The organism is Microbacterium sp. Cr-K20, from assembly GCF_000708325.1.
Taxonomy (GTDB): Bacteria; Actinomycetota; Actinomycetes; order Actinomycetales; family Microbacteriaceae; genus Microbacterium.
This window is the reverse complement of sequence record NZ_JARE01000058.1, coordinates 15,261-29,181: the sequence shown is the minus strand read 5'-3', so window position 1 is coordinate 29,181 and position 13,921 is coordinate 15,261. Positions and strand designations below refer to the sequence as shown.

At 70.9% G+C, this 13,921-nt stretch carries 16 protein-coding genes; 8 read left to right on the top strand and 8 right to left on the bottom strand.

What is annotated here, in order from left to right:
* The 3 genes from GZ67_RS19860 to GZ67_RS0113965 form a co-directional block, all read left to right on the top strand.
* Window positions 1-778: CoA transferase subunit A (locus GZ67_RS19860; RefSeq protein WP_442922250.1), on the top strand; the 778-nt coding region annotated here is incomplete at its 5' end.
* A complete protein-coding gene (locus GZ67_RS0113970; RefSeq protein WP_029262111.1) occupies window positions 775-1,524 on the top strand; it encodes a CoA-transferase subunit beta in 750 nt (249 codons plus the stop codon). The genes GZ67_RS19860 and GZ67_RS0113970, both read left to right, overlap by 4 nt.
* Window positions 1,521-2,594 carry an NAD(P)H-dependent flavin oxidoreductase gene (locus GZ67_RS0113965; RefSeq protein ID WP_029262110.1) on the top strand — a complete coding sequence of 358 codons (1,074 nt, stop codon included), beginning with the start codon at window positions 1,521-1,523 and terminating at the stop codon, window positions 2,592-2,594. Before GZ67_RS0113970 ends, GZ67_RS0113965 begins: the two co-directional genes overlap by 4 nt.
* A 56-nt stretch (window positions 2,595-2,650) precedes the next feature.
* Here GZ67_RS0113965 and GZ67_RS0113960 read toward each other — a convergent pair whose 3' ends face one another.
* The 3 genes from GZ67_RS0113960 to GZ67_RS0113950 are packed head-to-tail and all read right to left on the bottom strand — an operon-like array spanning window position 2,651 to window position 5,774.
* A complete protein-coding gene (locus GZ67_RS0113960) occupies window positions 2,651-3,802 on the bottom strand; it encodes an acetyl-CoA C-acetyltransferase (RefSeq protein WP_029262109.1) in 1,152 nt (383 codons plus the stop codon).
* Between the two features lie 20 nt (window positions 3,803-3,822).
* The gene (locus GZ67_RS0113955; protein ID WP_029262108.1) at window positions 3,823-4,611 is read right to left on the bottom strand and encodes an SDR family oxidoreductase; all 789 of its coding nucleotides are present in this window, start codon (window positions 4,609-4,611) and stop codon (window positions 3,823-3,825) included.
* Window positions 4,608-5,774 carry an acyl-CoA dehydrogenase family protein gene (locus GZ67_RS0113950; RefSeq protein WP_029262107.1) on the bottom strand — a complete coding sequence of 389 codons (1,167 nt, stop codon included), beginning with the start codon at window positions 5,772-5,774 and terminating at the stop codon, window positions 4,608-4,610. Before GZ67_RS0113950 ends, GZ67_RS0113955 begins: the two co-directional genes overlap by 4 nt.
* Window positions 5,775-5,879: 105 nt before the next feature.
* Between GZ67_RS0113950 and GZ67_RS0113945 the strand changes: the two genes are divergently transcribed.
* From GZ67_RS0113945 to GZ67_RS0113930, 4 genes are read left to right on the top strand one after another with little or no spacing between them, the layout of a single operon-like run.
* Entirely contained in the window at window positions 5,880-6,743 is an 864-nt protein-coding gene (locus GZ67_RS0113945) for an enoyl-CoA hydratase (RefSeq protein ID WP_029262106.1), read from the top strand.
* The gene (locus GZ67_RS0113940) at window positions 6,740-7,909 is read left to right on the top strand and encodes an acyl-CoA dehydrogenase family protein (RefSeq protein WP_029262105.1); all 1,170 of its coding nucleotides are present in this window, start codon (window positions 6,740-6,742) and stop codon (window positions 7,907-7,909) included. The genes GZ67_RS0113945 and GZ67_RS0113940 overlap by 4 nt, the downstream gene beginning before the upstream one ends.
* Window positions 7,909-8,874, top strand: a complete 966-nt coding sequence (locus GZ67_RS0113935) for an acyl-CoA dehydrogenase family protein (protein WP_029262104.1) — start codon at window positions 7,909-7,911, stop codon at window positions 8,872-8,874. The genes GZ67_RS0113940 and GZ67_RS0113935 overlap by 1 nt, the downstream gene beginning before the upstream one ends.
* On the top strand, window positions 8,874-9,983 hold the full coding sequence (locus tag GZ67_RS0113930; protein WP_051662544.1) for an acyl-CoA dehydrogenase family protein: 1,110 nt from the start codon (window positions 8,874-8,876) through the stop codon (window positions 9,981-9,983). The genes GZ67_RS0113935 and GZ67_RS0113930 overlap by 1 nt, the downstream gene beginning before the upstream one ends.
* Before the next feature lie 10 nt (window positions 9,984-9,993).
* Here GZ67_RS0113930 and GZ67_RS0113925 read toward each other — a convergent pair whose 3' ends face one another.
* From GZ67_RS0113925 to GZ67_RS0113915, 3 genes are read right to left on the bottom strand one after another with little or no spacing between them, the layout of a single operon-like run.
* The gene (locus GZ67_RS0113925; protein WP_029262102.1) at window positions 9,994-10,434 is read right to left on the bottom strand and encodes a nuclear transport factor 2 family protein; all 441 of its coding nucleotides are present in this window, start codon (window positions 10,432-10,434) and stop codon (window positions 9,994-9,996) included.
* Window positions 10,431-11,048 carry a gamma carbonic anhydrase family protein gene (locus tag GZ67_RS0113920; protein ID WP_036303477.1) on the bottom strand — a complete coding sequence of 206 codons (618 nt, stop codon included), beginning with the start codon at window positions 11,046-11,048 and terminating at the stop codon, window positions 10,431-10,433. Before GZ67_RS0113920 ends, GZ67_RS0113925 begins: the two co-directional genes overlap by 4 nt.
* Entirely contained in the window at window positions 11,048-11,788 is a 741-nt protein-coding gene (locus GZ67_RS0113915; RefSeq protein WP_029262100.1) for an SDR family NAD(P)-dependent oxidoreductase, read from the bottom strand. Before GZ67_RS0113915 ends, GZ67_RS0113920 begins: the two co-directional genes overlap by 1 nt.
* Before the next feature lie 71 nt (window positions 11,789-11,859).
* Between GZ67_RS0113915 and GZ67_RS0113910 the strand changes: the two genes are divergently transcribed.
* Window positions 11,860-12,297, top strand: a complete 438-nt coding sequence (locus tag GZ67_RS0113910; RefSeq protein ID WP_029262099.1) for a VOC family protein — start codon at window positions 11,860-11,862, stop codon at window positions 12,295-12,297.
* Here GZ67_RS0113910 and GZ67_RS0113905 read toward each other — a convergent pair.
* Both GZ67_RS0113905 and GZ67_RS0113900 read right to left on the bottom strand, forming a co-directional pair.
* Window positions 12,291-13,163, bottom strand: a complete 873-nt coding sequence (locus GZ67_RS0113905) for an aldo/keto reductase (RefSeq protein WP_029262098.1) — start codon at window positions 13,161-13,163, stop codon at window positions 12,291-12,293. The two genes, GZ67_RS0113910 and GZ67_RS0113905, sit on opposite strands and share 7 nt — an antisense overlap.
* The gene (locus GZ67_RS0113900) at window positions 13,163-13,885 is read right to left on the bottom strand and encodes an SDR family NAD(P)-dependent oxidoreductase (protein ID WP_197021045.1); all 723 of its coding nucleotides are present in this window, start codon (window positions 13,883-13,885) and stop codon (window positions 13,163-13,165) included. The genes GZ67_RS0113905 and GZ67_RS0113900 overlap by 1 nt, the downstream gene beginning before the upstream one ends.
* Between the last annotated feature and the right edge of the window lie 36 nt (window positions 13,886-13,921).

The following is a 13,921-nucleotide window of genomic DNA, read 5'->3' as shown; positions in this document are numbered from 1 at the left end:
CAAGCCGATGGCGCTGGTGCGCCAGATCGTGCGGTCGGGCGCTCGCGACCTGCGCATCGTCAGCTTCGGCGGCCCCGACGTCGGCATCCTGTGCGCCACCGGGCAGGCGGCCGAGGTGGCGCACGGCTTCGTGTCGCTCGACAGCATCGCGATCGATCCGCACTTCGCGGCCGCCCGCCAGTCCGGTTCCGTGCGCAACGTCGAGTACGACGAGGGGATGCTGGTCGCCGGACTCCGGGCCGCCTCCCGGCGACTCCCGTTCGAGATCACCCGGTCCGGAGCGGGCTCGGACGCCGTGACCCGCAACCCGGACATCCAGACGATCACCTCCCCCTACGCCGACGCGGAGGTGCTGGTCGCGATGCCCGCCGTGCCCCTCGATCTCGCGGTGCTCCACCTCGACCGCGCGGATGCCGCGGGCACGGCCGTCTGCCTCGGCCCCGACCTCTTCTTCGACGACCTGTTCGCGGGGGCGGCGGCGCGCACCGTGGTCAGTGTCGAAGCCGTGGTGGACACCGCCGAGCTGCTCGCGGATGCCGGGCCCACGGCATCCGTCCTCGACCGCACGCTCACCGACCTGATCGTCGCGTCGCCGGGCGGAGCCGGGTTCACTGCGCACCCTCCGCACTCCTCCCGCGATGAGCGGCTGCAACGGGCGTACGTGGAGGCCGCCGCGTCGCCCAGCGCCTGGGCCGACTTCCGCGCCCGGTTCCTCGACGTCGACGATGACGCCTACCGCGCGGGCGTGGCCGCCTTCCACGCCGAGGCGGCATCATGACCGCCACCCGCGCCGAGGTCGCCGTCGTCGCCTGCAGCGACCTGTTCCGCGGGGCGGGCGCGATCCTCGCGAGCACGGTGGGCGTCGTCCCGACCATCGGCGCACGGCTCGCTCGGCTGACCCACGCGCCCGAGCTCCTGCTCAGCGACGGTGAGGCGACGCTGCATGCCGACACCCCGGCCGTCGACGAGCCCTTCCGCGAGCCGGAGGCGCCGTTCCCGTACGCGCGGCTGTTCGAGCTGATCGCCCGGGGTCGTCGGCACGTGGTCATGGGAGCAGCCCAGATCGACCGGCACGGGAACCAGAACCTCTCGGCGATCGGCGACCGCGAACACCCCACCCGGCAGCTGCTCGGTGCCCGCGCGGCGGCCACCAACACGGTCAACCACGCCACCAGCTATTGGATCGCCCGGCACGGTCCCCGCGTGTTCGTGGATCAGGTCGATGTGGTGACGGGGGTCGGTCCGGCTCGCGCGCGGGCGAACGGCGCCGACCGGTTCCAGGATCTTCGCCGCATCGTCACCGACCTCGCCGTGCTCGACTTCACCGGACCGGACGGTGCGGTCGCGCTCGCGAGCCTTCATCCGGGCGTGACACTCGACCGGGTCGTCGATGCCACCGACTTCCCCCTGCACATCCCCGCCGGCGTCTCCGAGACCCGGCTTCCCACCGACGAAGAGCTCCGCCTCGTGCGCGAGCGACTGGACCCGCGCGCACTCCGCGACCGAGAGGTGACCGCATCATGACGACTCCCCCGCAACTCGCCACACCGCTCACGCGACTCACCGGCGTCGACCACCCGATCGTGCAGACCGGCATGGGGTGGGTCGCCGGAGCCCGCCTGGTCTCCGCCACTGCGGAAGCCGGCGCCCTCGGCATCCTCGCGTCGGCGACCATGACGTACGACGAGCTCGAGCGGCAAATCATCGAGGTCGCCGAGCGCACCGATCGCCCCTTCGGAGTGAACCTGCGTGCGGATGCCGGCGACGCGACCGAGCGTGTCGAGCTGTTGATCCGGCACGGGGTGAAGGTCGCGAGCTTCGCCCTCGCTCCCCGCCGCGAACTGATCGAACGCCTCAAGGACAACGGCGTGGTCGTGATCCCCTCGATCGGCGCGGTGCGTCATGCCGAGAAGGTGGCGGCGTGGGGCGCGGACGCGGTGATGGTCCAGGGCGGAGAGGGCGGCGGCCACACCGGCGCCGTACCCACCTCGATCCTGCTGCCCTCGGTGGTCGCCGCGGTCGACATCCCGGTGATCGCGGCCGGCGGTTTCCATGACGGCCGCGGCCTCGCCGCCGCACTCGCCTACGGTGCCGCGGGGGTGGGCATGGGGACCCGCTTCCTGCTCACGAGCGACAGTTCGGTGCCCGAGGCGATCAAGCAGCGTTACCTCGGCTTCGGTCTGGACGGCACCGTCGTGACGACCAAGGCCGACGGCATGCCGCACCGGCTGCTGCGCACCGAGTTCGTCGAAGGCCTCGAAGGCGGCAACGCTCTCACGCGACTCGGGCCGACGCTGCGGCGCTCCCTCGAGTTCAAGAAGATGTCGGGGCTGAGCTGGCCGCAGATGGTGAAGGATGCTGTCTCGATGAAGAAGGCGACCGGGCGCTCGTGGGCGCAGATGACCCTCGCCGCGAACACCCCGATGCTGCTCAAGGCCGGTCTCGTCGACGGGGACACCCACGCCGGGATGCTCGCGGCCGGTCAGGTGGTCGGCATGATCGACGACCTGCCCAGCTGCGAGGAGCTCGTCGACCGTGTGGTGCGGGACGCCGTCGCGCAGCTGCGCGCCGCGGCATCCTGCCTGATCGACTGAGCACGACGAGAACGGGCCGCCCCTCGCGGAGGGGCGGCCCGTTCTCGACACCCGCGTCAGAGGCGCTCGATGATCGTGGCGTTCGCCAGACCGCCGCCCTCGCACATGACCTGCATGCCGTAGCGGCCGCCGGTGCGCTCCAGCTCGTTCAGCAAGGTCGTCATCAGCCGGGTGCCGGTCGCGCCGATCGGGTGTCCGAGCGCGATGCCGCCGCCGTTGACGTTGAGCTTCTCGCGGGGCACCCCGGTCTCCTGCTGCCAGGCGAGCACGACCGAGGCGAAGGCCTCGTTGACCTCGAACAGGTCGATGTCGTCGAGCGTCATGCCCGAGCGCTCCATCGCGTAGGCCGTCGCGGGGATGGGCGCGGTGAGCATGAACACGGGACTGTCGCCACGCACCGACATGTGGTGGATGCGCGCCCGCGGGGTGAGGCCGTGGTCCTTCACGGCCTGCGCGCTCGCGATCAGCACCGCGCTGGAGGCGTCGCTGATCTGCGAGGCCACGGCCGCGGTCAGTCGCCCGCCCGGGGTCAGTGTCTGCAACCCGGCCATGCGCTCGAGCGAGGTGTCGCGGCGCACACCCTCGTCGTGGTCGAGTCCGTTCAACGGGGCGATCTCATTCGCGAAGCGGCCCTCGTCCTGGGCGACTGCCGCACGCTGGTGGCTCTCCAGCGCGAACTGCTCCATCTCCTCGCGGGAGATGTCCCACTTCTCGGCGATCATCTCGGCGCCGACGAACTGCGAGATCTCCTGGTCGGGGTAGCGTGCCTGCCAGCCGGGCGACTCGGCGAACGGCGTCGTGAACCCGTAGGCCTCTCCGGCGACCATGGCCGACGAGATCGGCAGCTGCGACATGTTCTGCAGCCCACCCGCGATCACCAGGTCGTTCACGCCGCTCATCACGGCCTGCGCGGCGAAGTGCACGGCCTGCTGGCTCGACCCGCACTGCCGGTCGATCGTGACACCCGGCACGTGCTCGGGGAAGCCGGCGACCAGCACGGCCGAGCGCCCGACGTTGCCGGACTGCCCGCCGATCGTGTCGGTCGCGCCGATGATGACGTCGTCGATGGCGCCGGGATCGATGCCCGTGCGCTCGACCAGCGCCTTGAGGCTGTGCGCCCCGAGGTCGGCCGGATGGATGCCCGAGAGCGAGCCGCCGCGCTTGCCGACCGGGGAACGGACCGCGTCGACGATGTATGCCTCTGCCATGTTCTTCCTTCTCTCTGAACTCACGCGTGCTGACTGCTGACGGCGACGACCTCGCCGGTCATATAGGAGGAGTATGCGCTGGCGAGGAACACCATGACGTTGGCGACCTCCCAGGGTTCCGCCGCCCGCCCGAACGCCTCGCGGGCCTTGAGCTGCTCGAGCATCTCGGGAGAGGTGACCTTCTCCAGGAACGGATGCATCGCCAGGCTCGGCGAGACGGCGTTGACGCGGATGCCGTGCGGGGCGAGGTCCATCGCGGCACTGCGGGTGAGCGCCATCACCCCCGCCTTGGCTGCGGCATAGTGGGCCTGCTCGACCTGGGCGCGCCAGCCGATGACGGAGGCGTTGTTCACGATGACCCCCGCGGTACCGGCGGCGACCATGCGCCGGCCGACGGCGCGGATGCAGCGGAAGGTGCCGGTGAGCGTGACATCGAGGACCTTGCCCCACTGCTCGTCGGTCATGTCGAGGATCGAGACCGAGCCGCCCAGGCCCGCGTTGTTGATCATGACATCGATGGGCCCGCCCTCTTCCGCGAGGTCGAGGAAGGCGGTGATATGGTCCTCGACGGTCACGTCGCACACGGCCGTGCGCACCCGGTCCGCGCCGAAGCGGTCGCCGAGCTCCTGCTGCGTCTCGGCGAGGCGACCGGCGTGGGTGTCACCGAGCACGACGAGCGCAGCACCCTCCTCCAGGCAGCGGATCGCGGCGGCCTGGCCGATGCCGGCACCCGCGGCGGCGGTGATGACGATGCGCTTGCCGGTCAGAAGACCGTGGCCGGGAACGTACTCGGGGGCGGTGGAGCTCATGGGCGGGCCTCTCGGGGCAGGCCGAGCACGCGCTCGGCGATGACGTTGCGTTGGATCTCGTCCGAACCGCCGTAGATGGTGTCGGAACGACTGAACAGGAACAGGGCCTGCAGGTCGTCGAGCGCGTAGTCCGCCCCGACGAGGAGGGACGCGGGGCCGGCGACGTCCATCGCGAGCTCACCCAGCGAGCGGTGCCAGTTCGACCACAGCAGCTTCGTCACCGAGGCACTGTCGCCCTGCTCGCCACCCAGGGTGCGCAGGGCATGCTGGCGGATCACCTCGAGCTCCATCCGGGCGCGCACCAGCCGGTCGCGGAGCACGGCGTCGTCGATCGCGCCGGTTCGGGTGGCCGTGTCGATCACGGCATCCAGCTCCCGGCGGAATGCGATCTGCTGGGCCAGGGTTGACACGCCACGTTCGAAGCCGAGCGTCGCCATGGCGACCTTGAACCCGTTGCCCTCGCCGCCGACGACCAGGTCGACCGCGGTGCGGGCATCGTCGAAGAAGACCTCGTTGAACTCGCTGGTCGCGGTCAGCTGCAGGATCGGCCGCACCTCGACGCCCGGCTGATCCATCGGCACGAGCAGGTACGACAGCCCCTGGTGGCGGGCGGAGCCGGGTTCGGTACGCGCGATCACGAAGCACCAGTCGGCGTGCTGCGCGAGCGAGGTCCAGACCTTCTGTCCCGTGATCGACCATTCCTCCCCCACGCGCTGCGCCTTGGTCGACACGGCGGCGAGGTCGGACCCGGCGCCCGGCTCGGAGTATCCCTGGCACCAGAGCTCCTCGACCGCGACGATGCCCGGGAGGAAGCGGGCCTGCTGCTCGGGGGTGCCGTGGGCGATGAGGGTCGGTCCGAGCAGCTCCTCCCCGAGGTGGGTGACCCTGGCCGGAGCATCCGCTCTGGCGTACTCCTCATGGAAGATGACCTGCTGCGCGATGCTGAGCCCGCGGCCGCCGTGCTCGACGGGCCACGCGACGCACGTCCATCCGGCGGCGGCCATGTGGCGGTTCCATTCGAGCCGTGCCTCGAAGTCCTCGTGCTCACGTCCGGAGCCTCCGCGGCCGCGCAGATCGGCGAAGCGGCCGGTGAGGTTCTCGTCCAGCCATCCGCGGATCTCGGCACGGAACCGCTCATCCGCGTCGTGCTGCGTCGCGTCCATCTGTGCTCCTCATCGAGTCGTGGTCTTCGGCTTGCCGTTCACGTATAGTATCAATAAACCAAGCGATTGTTTGGTTGACTGCTGGAGTTCAGAGAGGAACCCGTCATGACCGTCGAATCCGCCGACGCCGTGGTCACCTACGAGGTGCGCGGGTCGACAGCGATCATCCGATTGAACCGCCCTCAGTATCGCAACGCGCAGAACTCCCGGGTCACCTACGCGCTCGACGCCGCCTTCACCCGCGCCGTCGACGACGACACCGTCAAGGTCATCGTGCTCGGCGGCAATGGCAAGCACTTCTGCGCGGGTCACGACATCGGCACCCCCGAGCGCGACATCGACCGGAGCTTCGAACGCAAGGCCGTCATCTGGTGGGACCACGTGGGCGCCCAGGGCGTCGACTCCCGCTTCGCACGCGAGTCTGAGGTGTACCTCGGCATGTGCCGGCGCTGGCGCGAGATCCCCAAGCCGGTCATCGCGATGGTGCAGGGCGCGTGCATCGCCGGCGGTCTCATGCTCGCCTGGTCGTGCGACTTCATCATCGCCGCCGACGATGCCTTCTTCCAGGACCCTGTGGTGTCGATGGGCATCCCCGGCGTCGAGTTCTTCGCGCACCCGTGGGTGACCAATCCCCGCGCCGCGAAGGAGATGCTCTACACCGGAGACCGGATGCCGGCCGCCCGCGCGCACGAGCTCGGCATGGTGAACCACGTCGTTCCCCTCGACGAGCTCGAGGAGCGGACCCTCGAGATCGCGGAGCGCATCGGACGGATGCCGCGCCTCGGACTCGCTCTGACCAAGAAGGCCGTGAACCAGGCCGAAGACCTGCAGGGGATGCGGGCCGGAATGGACTCGGCCTTCGGTCTGCATCACGCCGCACACGCGCACAACGCCGAGGTCGGCGGCGACTCCCTCGGCGGGGTCGACGTGCGCTCGATCAAAGCCGACACGAAGGGGGCCACGCCGTGAACCTCGACCTGACCTCCGAGCAGCAGGCGTTCGCCGCAGAGGCACGTGCCTGGCTCGCAGAGAACGTCCCGCGGACCCCGCTGCCCTCGATGGACACCGAGTCCGGCTTCGCCGCGCACCGGGAGTGGGAGGCGACGCTCGCCGCCGGCCGATGGTCGGTCGTGTCCTGGCCCGAGCAGTACGGCGGCCGCGACGTCGGCATCACCGAGTGGGTGCTCTTCGAGGAGGAGTACTACCGCGCCGGCGCCCCCACACGCGTCGCCCAGAACGGCATCTCGCTGCTTGCGCCGATCCTCTTCGAGCACGGCACCCCCGAGCAGCACGAGCGGTTCCTCGGCCCGATGACCGACGGCTCTCTGATCTGGGCACAGGCCTGGTCGGAACCGGGTGCCGGCAGCGACCTGGCCGCGATCCGCAGCACCGCCCGCCGCGATGAGGCCCGTGGGGGCTGGGTGCTCAACGGTCAGAAGATCTGGAGCTCGCGGGCGGTCTGGGCCGATCGCGGTTTCGGGCTCTTCCGCTCCGACCCCGAAGCCCTGCGGCACCACGGGCTCACGTACTTCCTGTTCCCGATGGATGCCGAGGGCATCACCGTGCGGGCGATCGCGCAGCTCGACGGGACCACGGGCTTCGCGGAGATCTTCTTCGACGACGTGTTCGTGCCCGATGCCGACGTGCTGGGGGCTCCCGGCGACGGCTGGCGCGTGGCGATGAGCACCGCAGGGAACGAGCGCGGCCTCTCGCTGCGCGCGCCCGGCCGTTTCCTCGCCGCGACCGAGCGTCTGATCGCCCTGCAGTCCGCACACGGGACGGTGTCGGAAGACGACGCCGTGGTCGATGCGTGGATCGGCGCGGAGGCGTACCGGCTCTTCACGTGGCAGACCGTCAGCACCCTGCTCGAGGGCGGATCCGTCGGCGCCGAGGGCAGCATCAACAAGGTGTTCTGGTCCGAACTCGACGTGCACATCCACGAGACGGCCCTGCGCGTCCTCGGCCCCGAGGGCGAGCTGCGGGGCGCGTCCGCCGTCGACGGCGGATGCTGGGTCGACGACTACCAGTTCTCTCTCGCCGGCCCCATCTACGCGGGGACGAACGAGGTCCAGCGCAACATCATCGCGGAGCGGATCCTCGGACTCCCCCGCGGCGGAGACGGAAGGCGCGCATGATGCGGTTCCTGCCCACCGAAGAACAGGTCGCGTTCGCCGAGGCCATCGATGAGATCGTCGACGGGGCCGGCGGCGCGGATGTGGCCCGCAGCTGGGCCGACGGCGACACCGCCCCGGGCCTCGCCCTGTGGGAGCAGTTCGCCGAGCTCGGCCTGCTCGGGTTGCGGGTGAGCGAGGACGCGGGCGGCTTCGGCGGAACGCTGAGCGACCTCGTCGTCGTGTTCGAGCGTCTCGGGTACCACGGCGTTCCCGGGCCGTACCTCGAGACGGTCGCCCTGCTGCCCGCCCTGGTCGACGACGACACGAGGGCCGACCTCGCCGCCGGAGCCATCGCGACCGCCGCGGTCGACGGCACGGCCCCGGCTGCCCTCGACGCGACCATCGCATCGCACCGGTACCTCGTGCGCGACGGCGCCCTGCATCGCGGCGAGATCGGAGAGGAGCTGACCTCGGTCGCCCCGACCCGGCGTCTCGCCCGCCTCACCCCGACCGGCGACGCGACACCCCTCGGCCCCGGCGCGCTGGAGGCGGCTCTCAACGAGGCGAGCCTCGCCGCCGCGGCCACTCTGGTCGGCGCCGGAGAGCGGATGCTGGCGGAAGCGGTGTCGTACGCGAAGGTGCGTGAGCAGTTCGGCCGCCCGATCGGCGAGTTCCAGGCGCTCAAGCACCAGCTCGCGGATGTGCGCATCGCCCTGAGCTTCGCCCGTCCGCTCGTGTGGAACGCCGCCCTGCGTGTCGACGAACCCGACGAGGATCGGGCGATATCGGCCGCGAAGGTCGCCGCCGGTGATGCCGCGCTGCTCGCCGCCCGCACCTCGCTGCAGGTGCACGGGGCGATCGGCTACACCGCCGAGCACACCCTGCGCATCTGGCTCGGCCTCGCCCCGGCATTGTCTGCAGCCTGGGGCACCCCGGCGTTCCACCGGGCACGGATCGCCCGCGATATCCTCCCGAAGGAGCGGTGATGTCATTCGAACCCGATGAGGATCAGCAGGAGCTGGTGGCCCTGGTGCGCGGCATCCTGAGCCAGCGTGCCGACAGCGCGGCGACCCGTCGTGCCATAGCGAGCACCGAGCGCTTCGACACCGACCTGTGGCGCCTGCTGTGCGAGGAGATCGGCATCGCCGGCATGGCGATCCCCGAGGAGTTCGGCGGCGCGGACTTCACTCTCCGTGAGGCGCAGCTCGTGTTGGAGGAGATCGGCTACTCGCTCGCCCCCTCCCCGTATCTCGGCTCGGTCGCGATCGCGGCGCAGGCGATCCTGGCCACCGGCGATGCGGATGCCGCCGCCCGGCTGCTCCCCGGCATCGCCGAGGGATCATCGTCAGCCGCTCTCGCCTGGGCCGCTCCCGACGGACGCTTCGCCCCGGAGCAGGTCGACATCCACGCAGAGGACCGCGAGGGCTGGCAGCTCAGCGGCGCGAGCGGGTTCGTCCTCGACGGCGCCACCGCCGACGTGCTGCTCGTGGTCGCTCAGACCTCCGACGGCCCGCGCCTGTTCGAGGTGATCGACGCCGAGGCCGTGGTCCGCGAGGACACTCCGACAATGGACCAGACCCTGCGCCTGGGCACGCTGCGCTTCGACGCGGTGACGGCGCGACCCCTCGGGGCCGTCGACCCGGGCGTCCTGGAGACCGTGCGTGCGCTCGCGCTCGCGGCGATCAGCGCGGTACAGGCGGGAACCGCCGCCCGCGCCCTCGACGAGACCGTGGCATACGCGAAGCAGCGGGTGCAGTTCGGACGCGCGATCGGGTCGTTCCAGGCGATCAAGCACCGCCTGGCGGACATGCACGTGCAGGTGGAGGTCGCACGCACCGCGTCGCGCGCAGCATCCGATGCTCTCGCCACCGGAGCCGCCGACCGCTTCGAGCTCGCGACCATCGCGAAGGCGACGTGCTCCGAGGCGCTCGAACACGTCGCCGCCGAGACGATCCAGCTGCACGGCGGCATCGCGATCACGTGGGAGCACGACGCGCACCTGATCTTCAAGCGCGCGCACTCCCTCGGCCGGCTCTTCGGCACCGCTCGCGAGCAGCGCGAGCACGCGGAGGACTGGGCGCTCGCGACGGCCTGAGACTCGCGGGTCAGCGCCGGAGCGGAGCGGACTCGGTCCAATCGGTGTACTTGCGGCGTTCCTGGAAGAACCAGCGCCCCTCCCGCCGCACGAGGGTGTCCTCGTAGCGGTCGGCGAGCGTGAAGCGCATCCGCCCCTCCGCCGTCTCGCGGACGTGATGGGACATGCAGGAGGTGTGCGCCCGGGCCGACTCCCCGTCGATCTCGACGTCGCTCGGCGAGAGCACGTGGCTAGTCACGACGAAGGCCGCGAGGGTGTCGAAGGCCGCGATCAGCTGCTCGCGCCCTTCCGGCGACTCCGCGGGTTCGTCCGCCCGGGGACGGAACATCAGCATCCGTCCGTCCGGTGTGAACAGGTCGGCCATCTCCCCCGAGCGTCGCTGATCGGCGAGCCGACCGTAACGGGCGATCGTGTGCGTGATCGCGAGCCAGTCGTCGAAGGTCTCGTTCACGCGGGCTCCTCCGCCCGCTTCCGGTGCAGCGGCGTCGCGGCGTCCGGCGACCAGGAGGTGCGGCGTCGGTCCGGTTCGGCGGCGGAGAGCGGCTCGACCGGATGCAGGGTCTCGCGGCTGCGACGCGCGAGATCCTGGTAGATCCGCACCCCGTTGCGCTTCCACGCCAGGGCTTGTTCGTCGAGCGGCCCGACGACGCGGGCCGGAGCACCGAGCCCTTTCGACCCCGGCGGGATCACCGTGCCCGCGGTCACGACGGCGCCCGCCCCCACCAGCGCGTCCGCACCGATCTCGGCACCGTCGAGCACCGTCGCTCCGATGCCGATGAGCGCGAACGATCCGATGCGGCAGCCGTGCAGCACCGCCCCGTGTCCGACATGACTGTTCGGCTCCAGTACGGCGTCCGCACCGGGGAAGGCGTGGATCACGCACGAGTCCTGCACGTTCGACCCCTCGCCGACGACGATGCGCCCGAAATCGCCGCGTAGGCTCGCGAACGGTCCGATGTAGCAGCCGGGCCCGATGATCACGTCGCCGATCAGACTGGCCGTCTCGTGCACGAACGCGGTCGGATCGACGACCGGCACGACCCCGTCGAAGGCGTAACTGGGCATCAGGCGACCTGACCGCCGTCGATGATGAAGTCCTGCCCGGTGCAGTAGCTGCTCGCCGAGCTGGCGAGGTAGGCGACGAGGTTCGAGATCTCCTCCGGTCGACCGGCACGCGGGATCGGGATGCGCGAGATGAAGCCGACGCCGGCGCGGGTCTCCTCGGTGATCATGGGGGTGTCGACCGCGCCGGGGCACACGGTGTTCACACGGATGCCGCTGCCGCCGAGCTCCCGGGCGAGCGCGCGAGATACCCCGCGCAGCCCCCACTTCGAGGCGGAGTAGGGGACGCGGTTCGCGTAGCCGGCGACCCCGGCGGTGGAGGCGATGTTGACGATGGACGCCCCCTCGCCCATGAGGGGCAGCAGCGCCTGCACCCCCAGCATCGGCCCGATCAGGTTCACATCGAGCGTGAGGCGGATCACGCGCTCCGAGGTCTCGGCGAGCGGCCCCTCCGGGCAGAAGCCGGCGTTGTTGACGAGCACGTCGACGCGCCCGAACCTCTTCTGCGCCGCATCGGCCACCTGCGACCACGCGTCCGCCGAGGAGACGTCGTGCGCGAGACCGATCGCGCGGTCCCCATAGGCCGCGGCGACCTCGGCGACGGCCGCGCCGTCGAGGTCCGTGAGCACCAGGTCGGCGCCGAGATCATGGAACAGCGCGGCGTGCGCGCGCCCCTGACCGCCGGCGGCTCCGGTGATCACGGCGACGCGGCCGGTGAGGTCGATGACGGGCGTTGCTTTCATGGGTTTCCTCCGCGATAGTTATCAAACAAGCATTTGGTTGTCTAGCGTGCGATTGAGAAGAGGGAGACGGGATGCCCCGGCTGCACCACATCGGCATCACGGTCAGCGACACCGTCGCGGCGACGGCGTTCTATCGAGCCGCGACCGAAGGCGAGGTCATCGGCCCACTCGCCAAGAGCGGGCCCGCGGTCGAAGCGGCGACGGGGTATCCGGGCGTCGAGATCCTGCTGACCTTCATCCGACTGGCCGACGGCGTGTTCCTGGAGCTCGCCGAGTACCGCGGCGCGGACGCCCCGCGCATCGACCCCGACAACGGACACATCGGCGCAGCGCACCCGGCCATCGTGGTGCCCGACATCGAGGCGAGCCTCGCCCGCCTGGCCGCCCTCGGACACCGCCCGCTGTCGCAGATCATGACCGCGACGGCCGGGCCGCTCGAGGGCTACCGGTACGTGTACGTGCTCGGCCCCGATGAGGTGCGGGTCGAGCTGTTGCAGGAACCTCACTGACCCTCCCCCGACTGCCCGTCGAGCAGGAGCAGATCGTCGCCGTCGAGTACGAGATCGGCGGACGCCGCGGAGTCGCGGACGCTCTCCGGACGACTCGCCCCGGGAATCGGGATCAGCACCGGCGATCGCGACAGCAGCCACGCCAGCGCCACCCTCTGCGGGCTCACGCCGTGCCGTTCGGCTACCACGGCCACCGCGGCCGCCGCACCGCCGAGGCCTTTCGCCGCCCGCATGCCGCCCAGCGGCCCCCAGGCGAGGAACGCCAGGCCGTGCTCCTCGCACCGGCGCAGCACCTCATCGCCGGAACGCTCGAGCACCGAGTACTCGTTCTGCACGCTGACCAATGCCGCACCGACCACGCGCTTCGCGACGTCGAGCTGCGCGCTGTCCACATTGGAGACCCCGACACGCACGACCACGCCGTCGTCGACGAGTCGGCGCATCGCGCCCATCGACTCCTCGAACGGCACCTTCACATCGGGGCGATGGTGCTGATAGAGCGGGAGGGCGTCGAGGCCGAGGCGTTGCGCCGAAGCACGGGCAGCGGCGGCGAGATGCTCCGGCGAACCGTCGACCCACCACGTCGCCGCCGGCCCCCGCGTGTGCCCGCCCTTGGTCGCGACGACCACACGGTCGAGGGCATCGGGACGCTGCCGCAGAGCCGCGATCAGAGCCCGCTCGTTCACCCCCATCTCTCCCGTCGGACCGTAGGAGTCAGCGGTGTCGAACAGGGTGATACCGGCATCCAGAGCCGCGTGCACGGCTCGGACACCGCGCTCGATGTCGGCGTCCGGAAGCTGGGTGAGGGTCATGGCCCCCATCCCGATCGCCGAAACGCGCAGGTCGCCGATCGTGCGGACCGGCATCACCGCCCCACGACCGTCCACCCGCCGTCGACCGGAAGACACTGGCCGATCACGTGCGTGGCGTCGCACAGCATCCACACGATCGCGCCGGCGATGTCGGCCGGGTCCGCGAGCCGCCCTCGTGGCGTGCGCTTCTCGACGGCTTCGAGGTCGTATCCGCCGTCGACCATGTCCTGCACCATCGGGGTCAGCGTGTGGCCGGGGGCGACCGCGTTGACCCGCACGCCCCGCGGCGCCCACTCGACGGCGAGGTTCTCCATCAACTGACGCTCCGCGGCCTTCGCCGGGCCGTAGTCCACCTGGTTCGCCCAGCCGCGGTAGGCGGTGGTCGACGACACCATCACGATCGACGCCGGAGCACCGTCGAGGCGCCGCACCATCGCGCGCGACACGGCGAGCGTCCCCACGACGTGCACGTCGTACAGCAGGCGGAGCCGGTCGAGATCCATCTCCAGCGCCGGCACGAACGCGCCACGGATGCCGTGGCAGGCGACGAGCCCGGCGACCGGGCCGAGCGCCCATGCCGCGTCCATCTCCGCTTCGACGGCGGTCTCGTCACGGACGTCCACGATCCGCGTCTCCACCTCTGCTCGTGCGCTCGGCGCGAGGTCGAAGACGGTGACCCGGCACCCGCGAGCGAGGAGCAGGTCCACCACGGCGGCGCCGATCCCGCTGGCACCGCCGGTCACCACCACGTGCTCTGCCATCGACTGTGCGGTCATGCGCAGCTCCCTCGCTGTTCGTCCTCCCGGGCATGC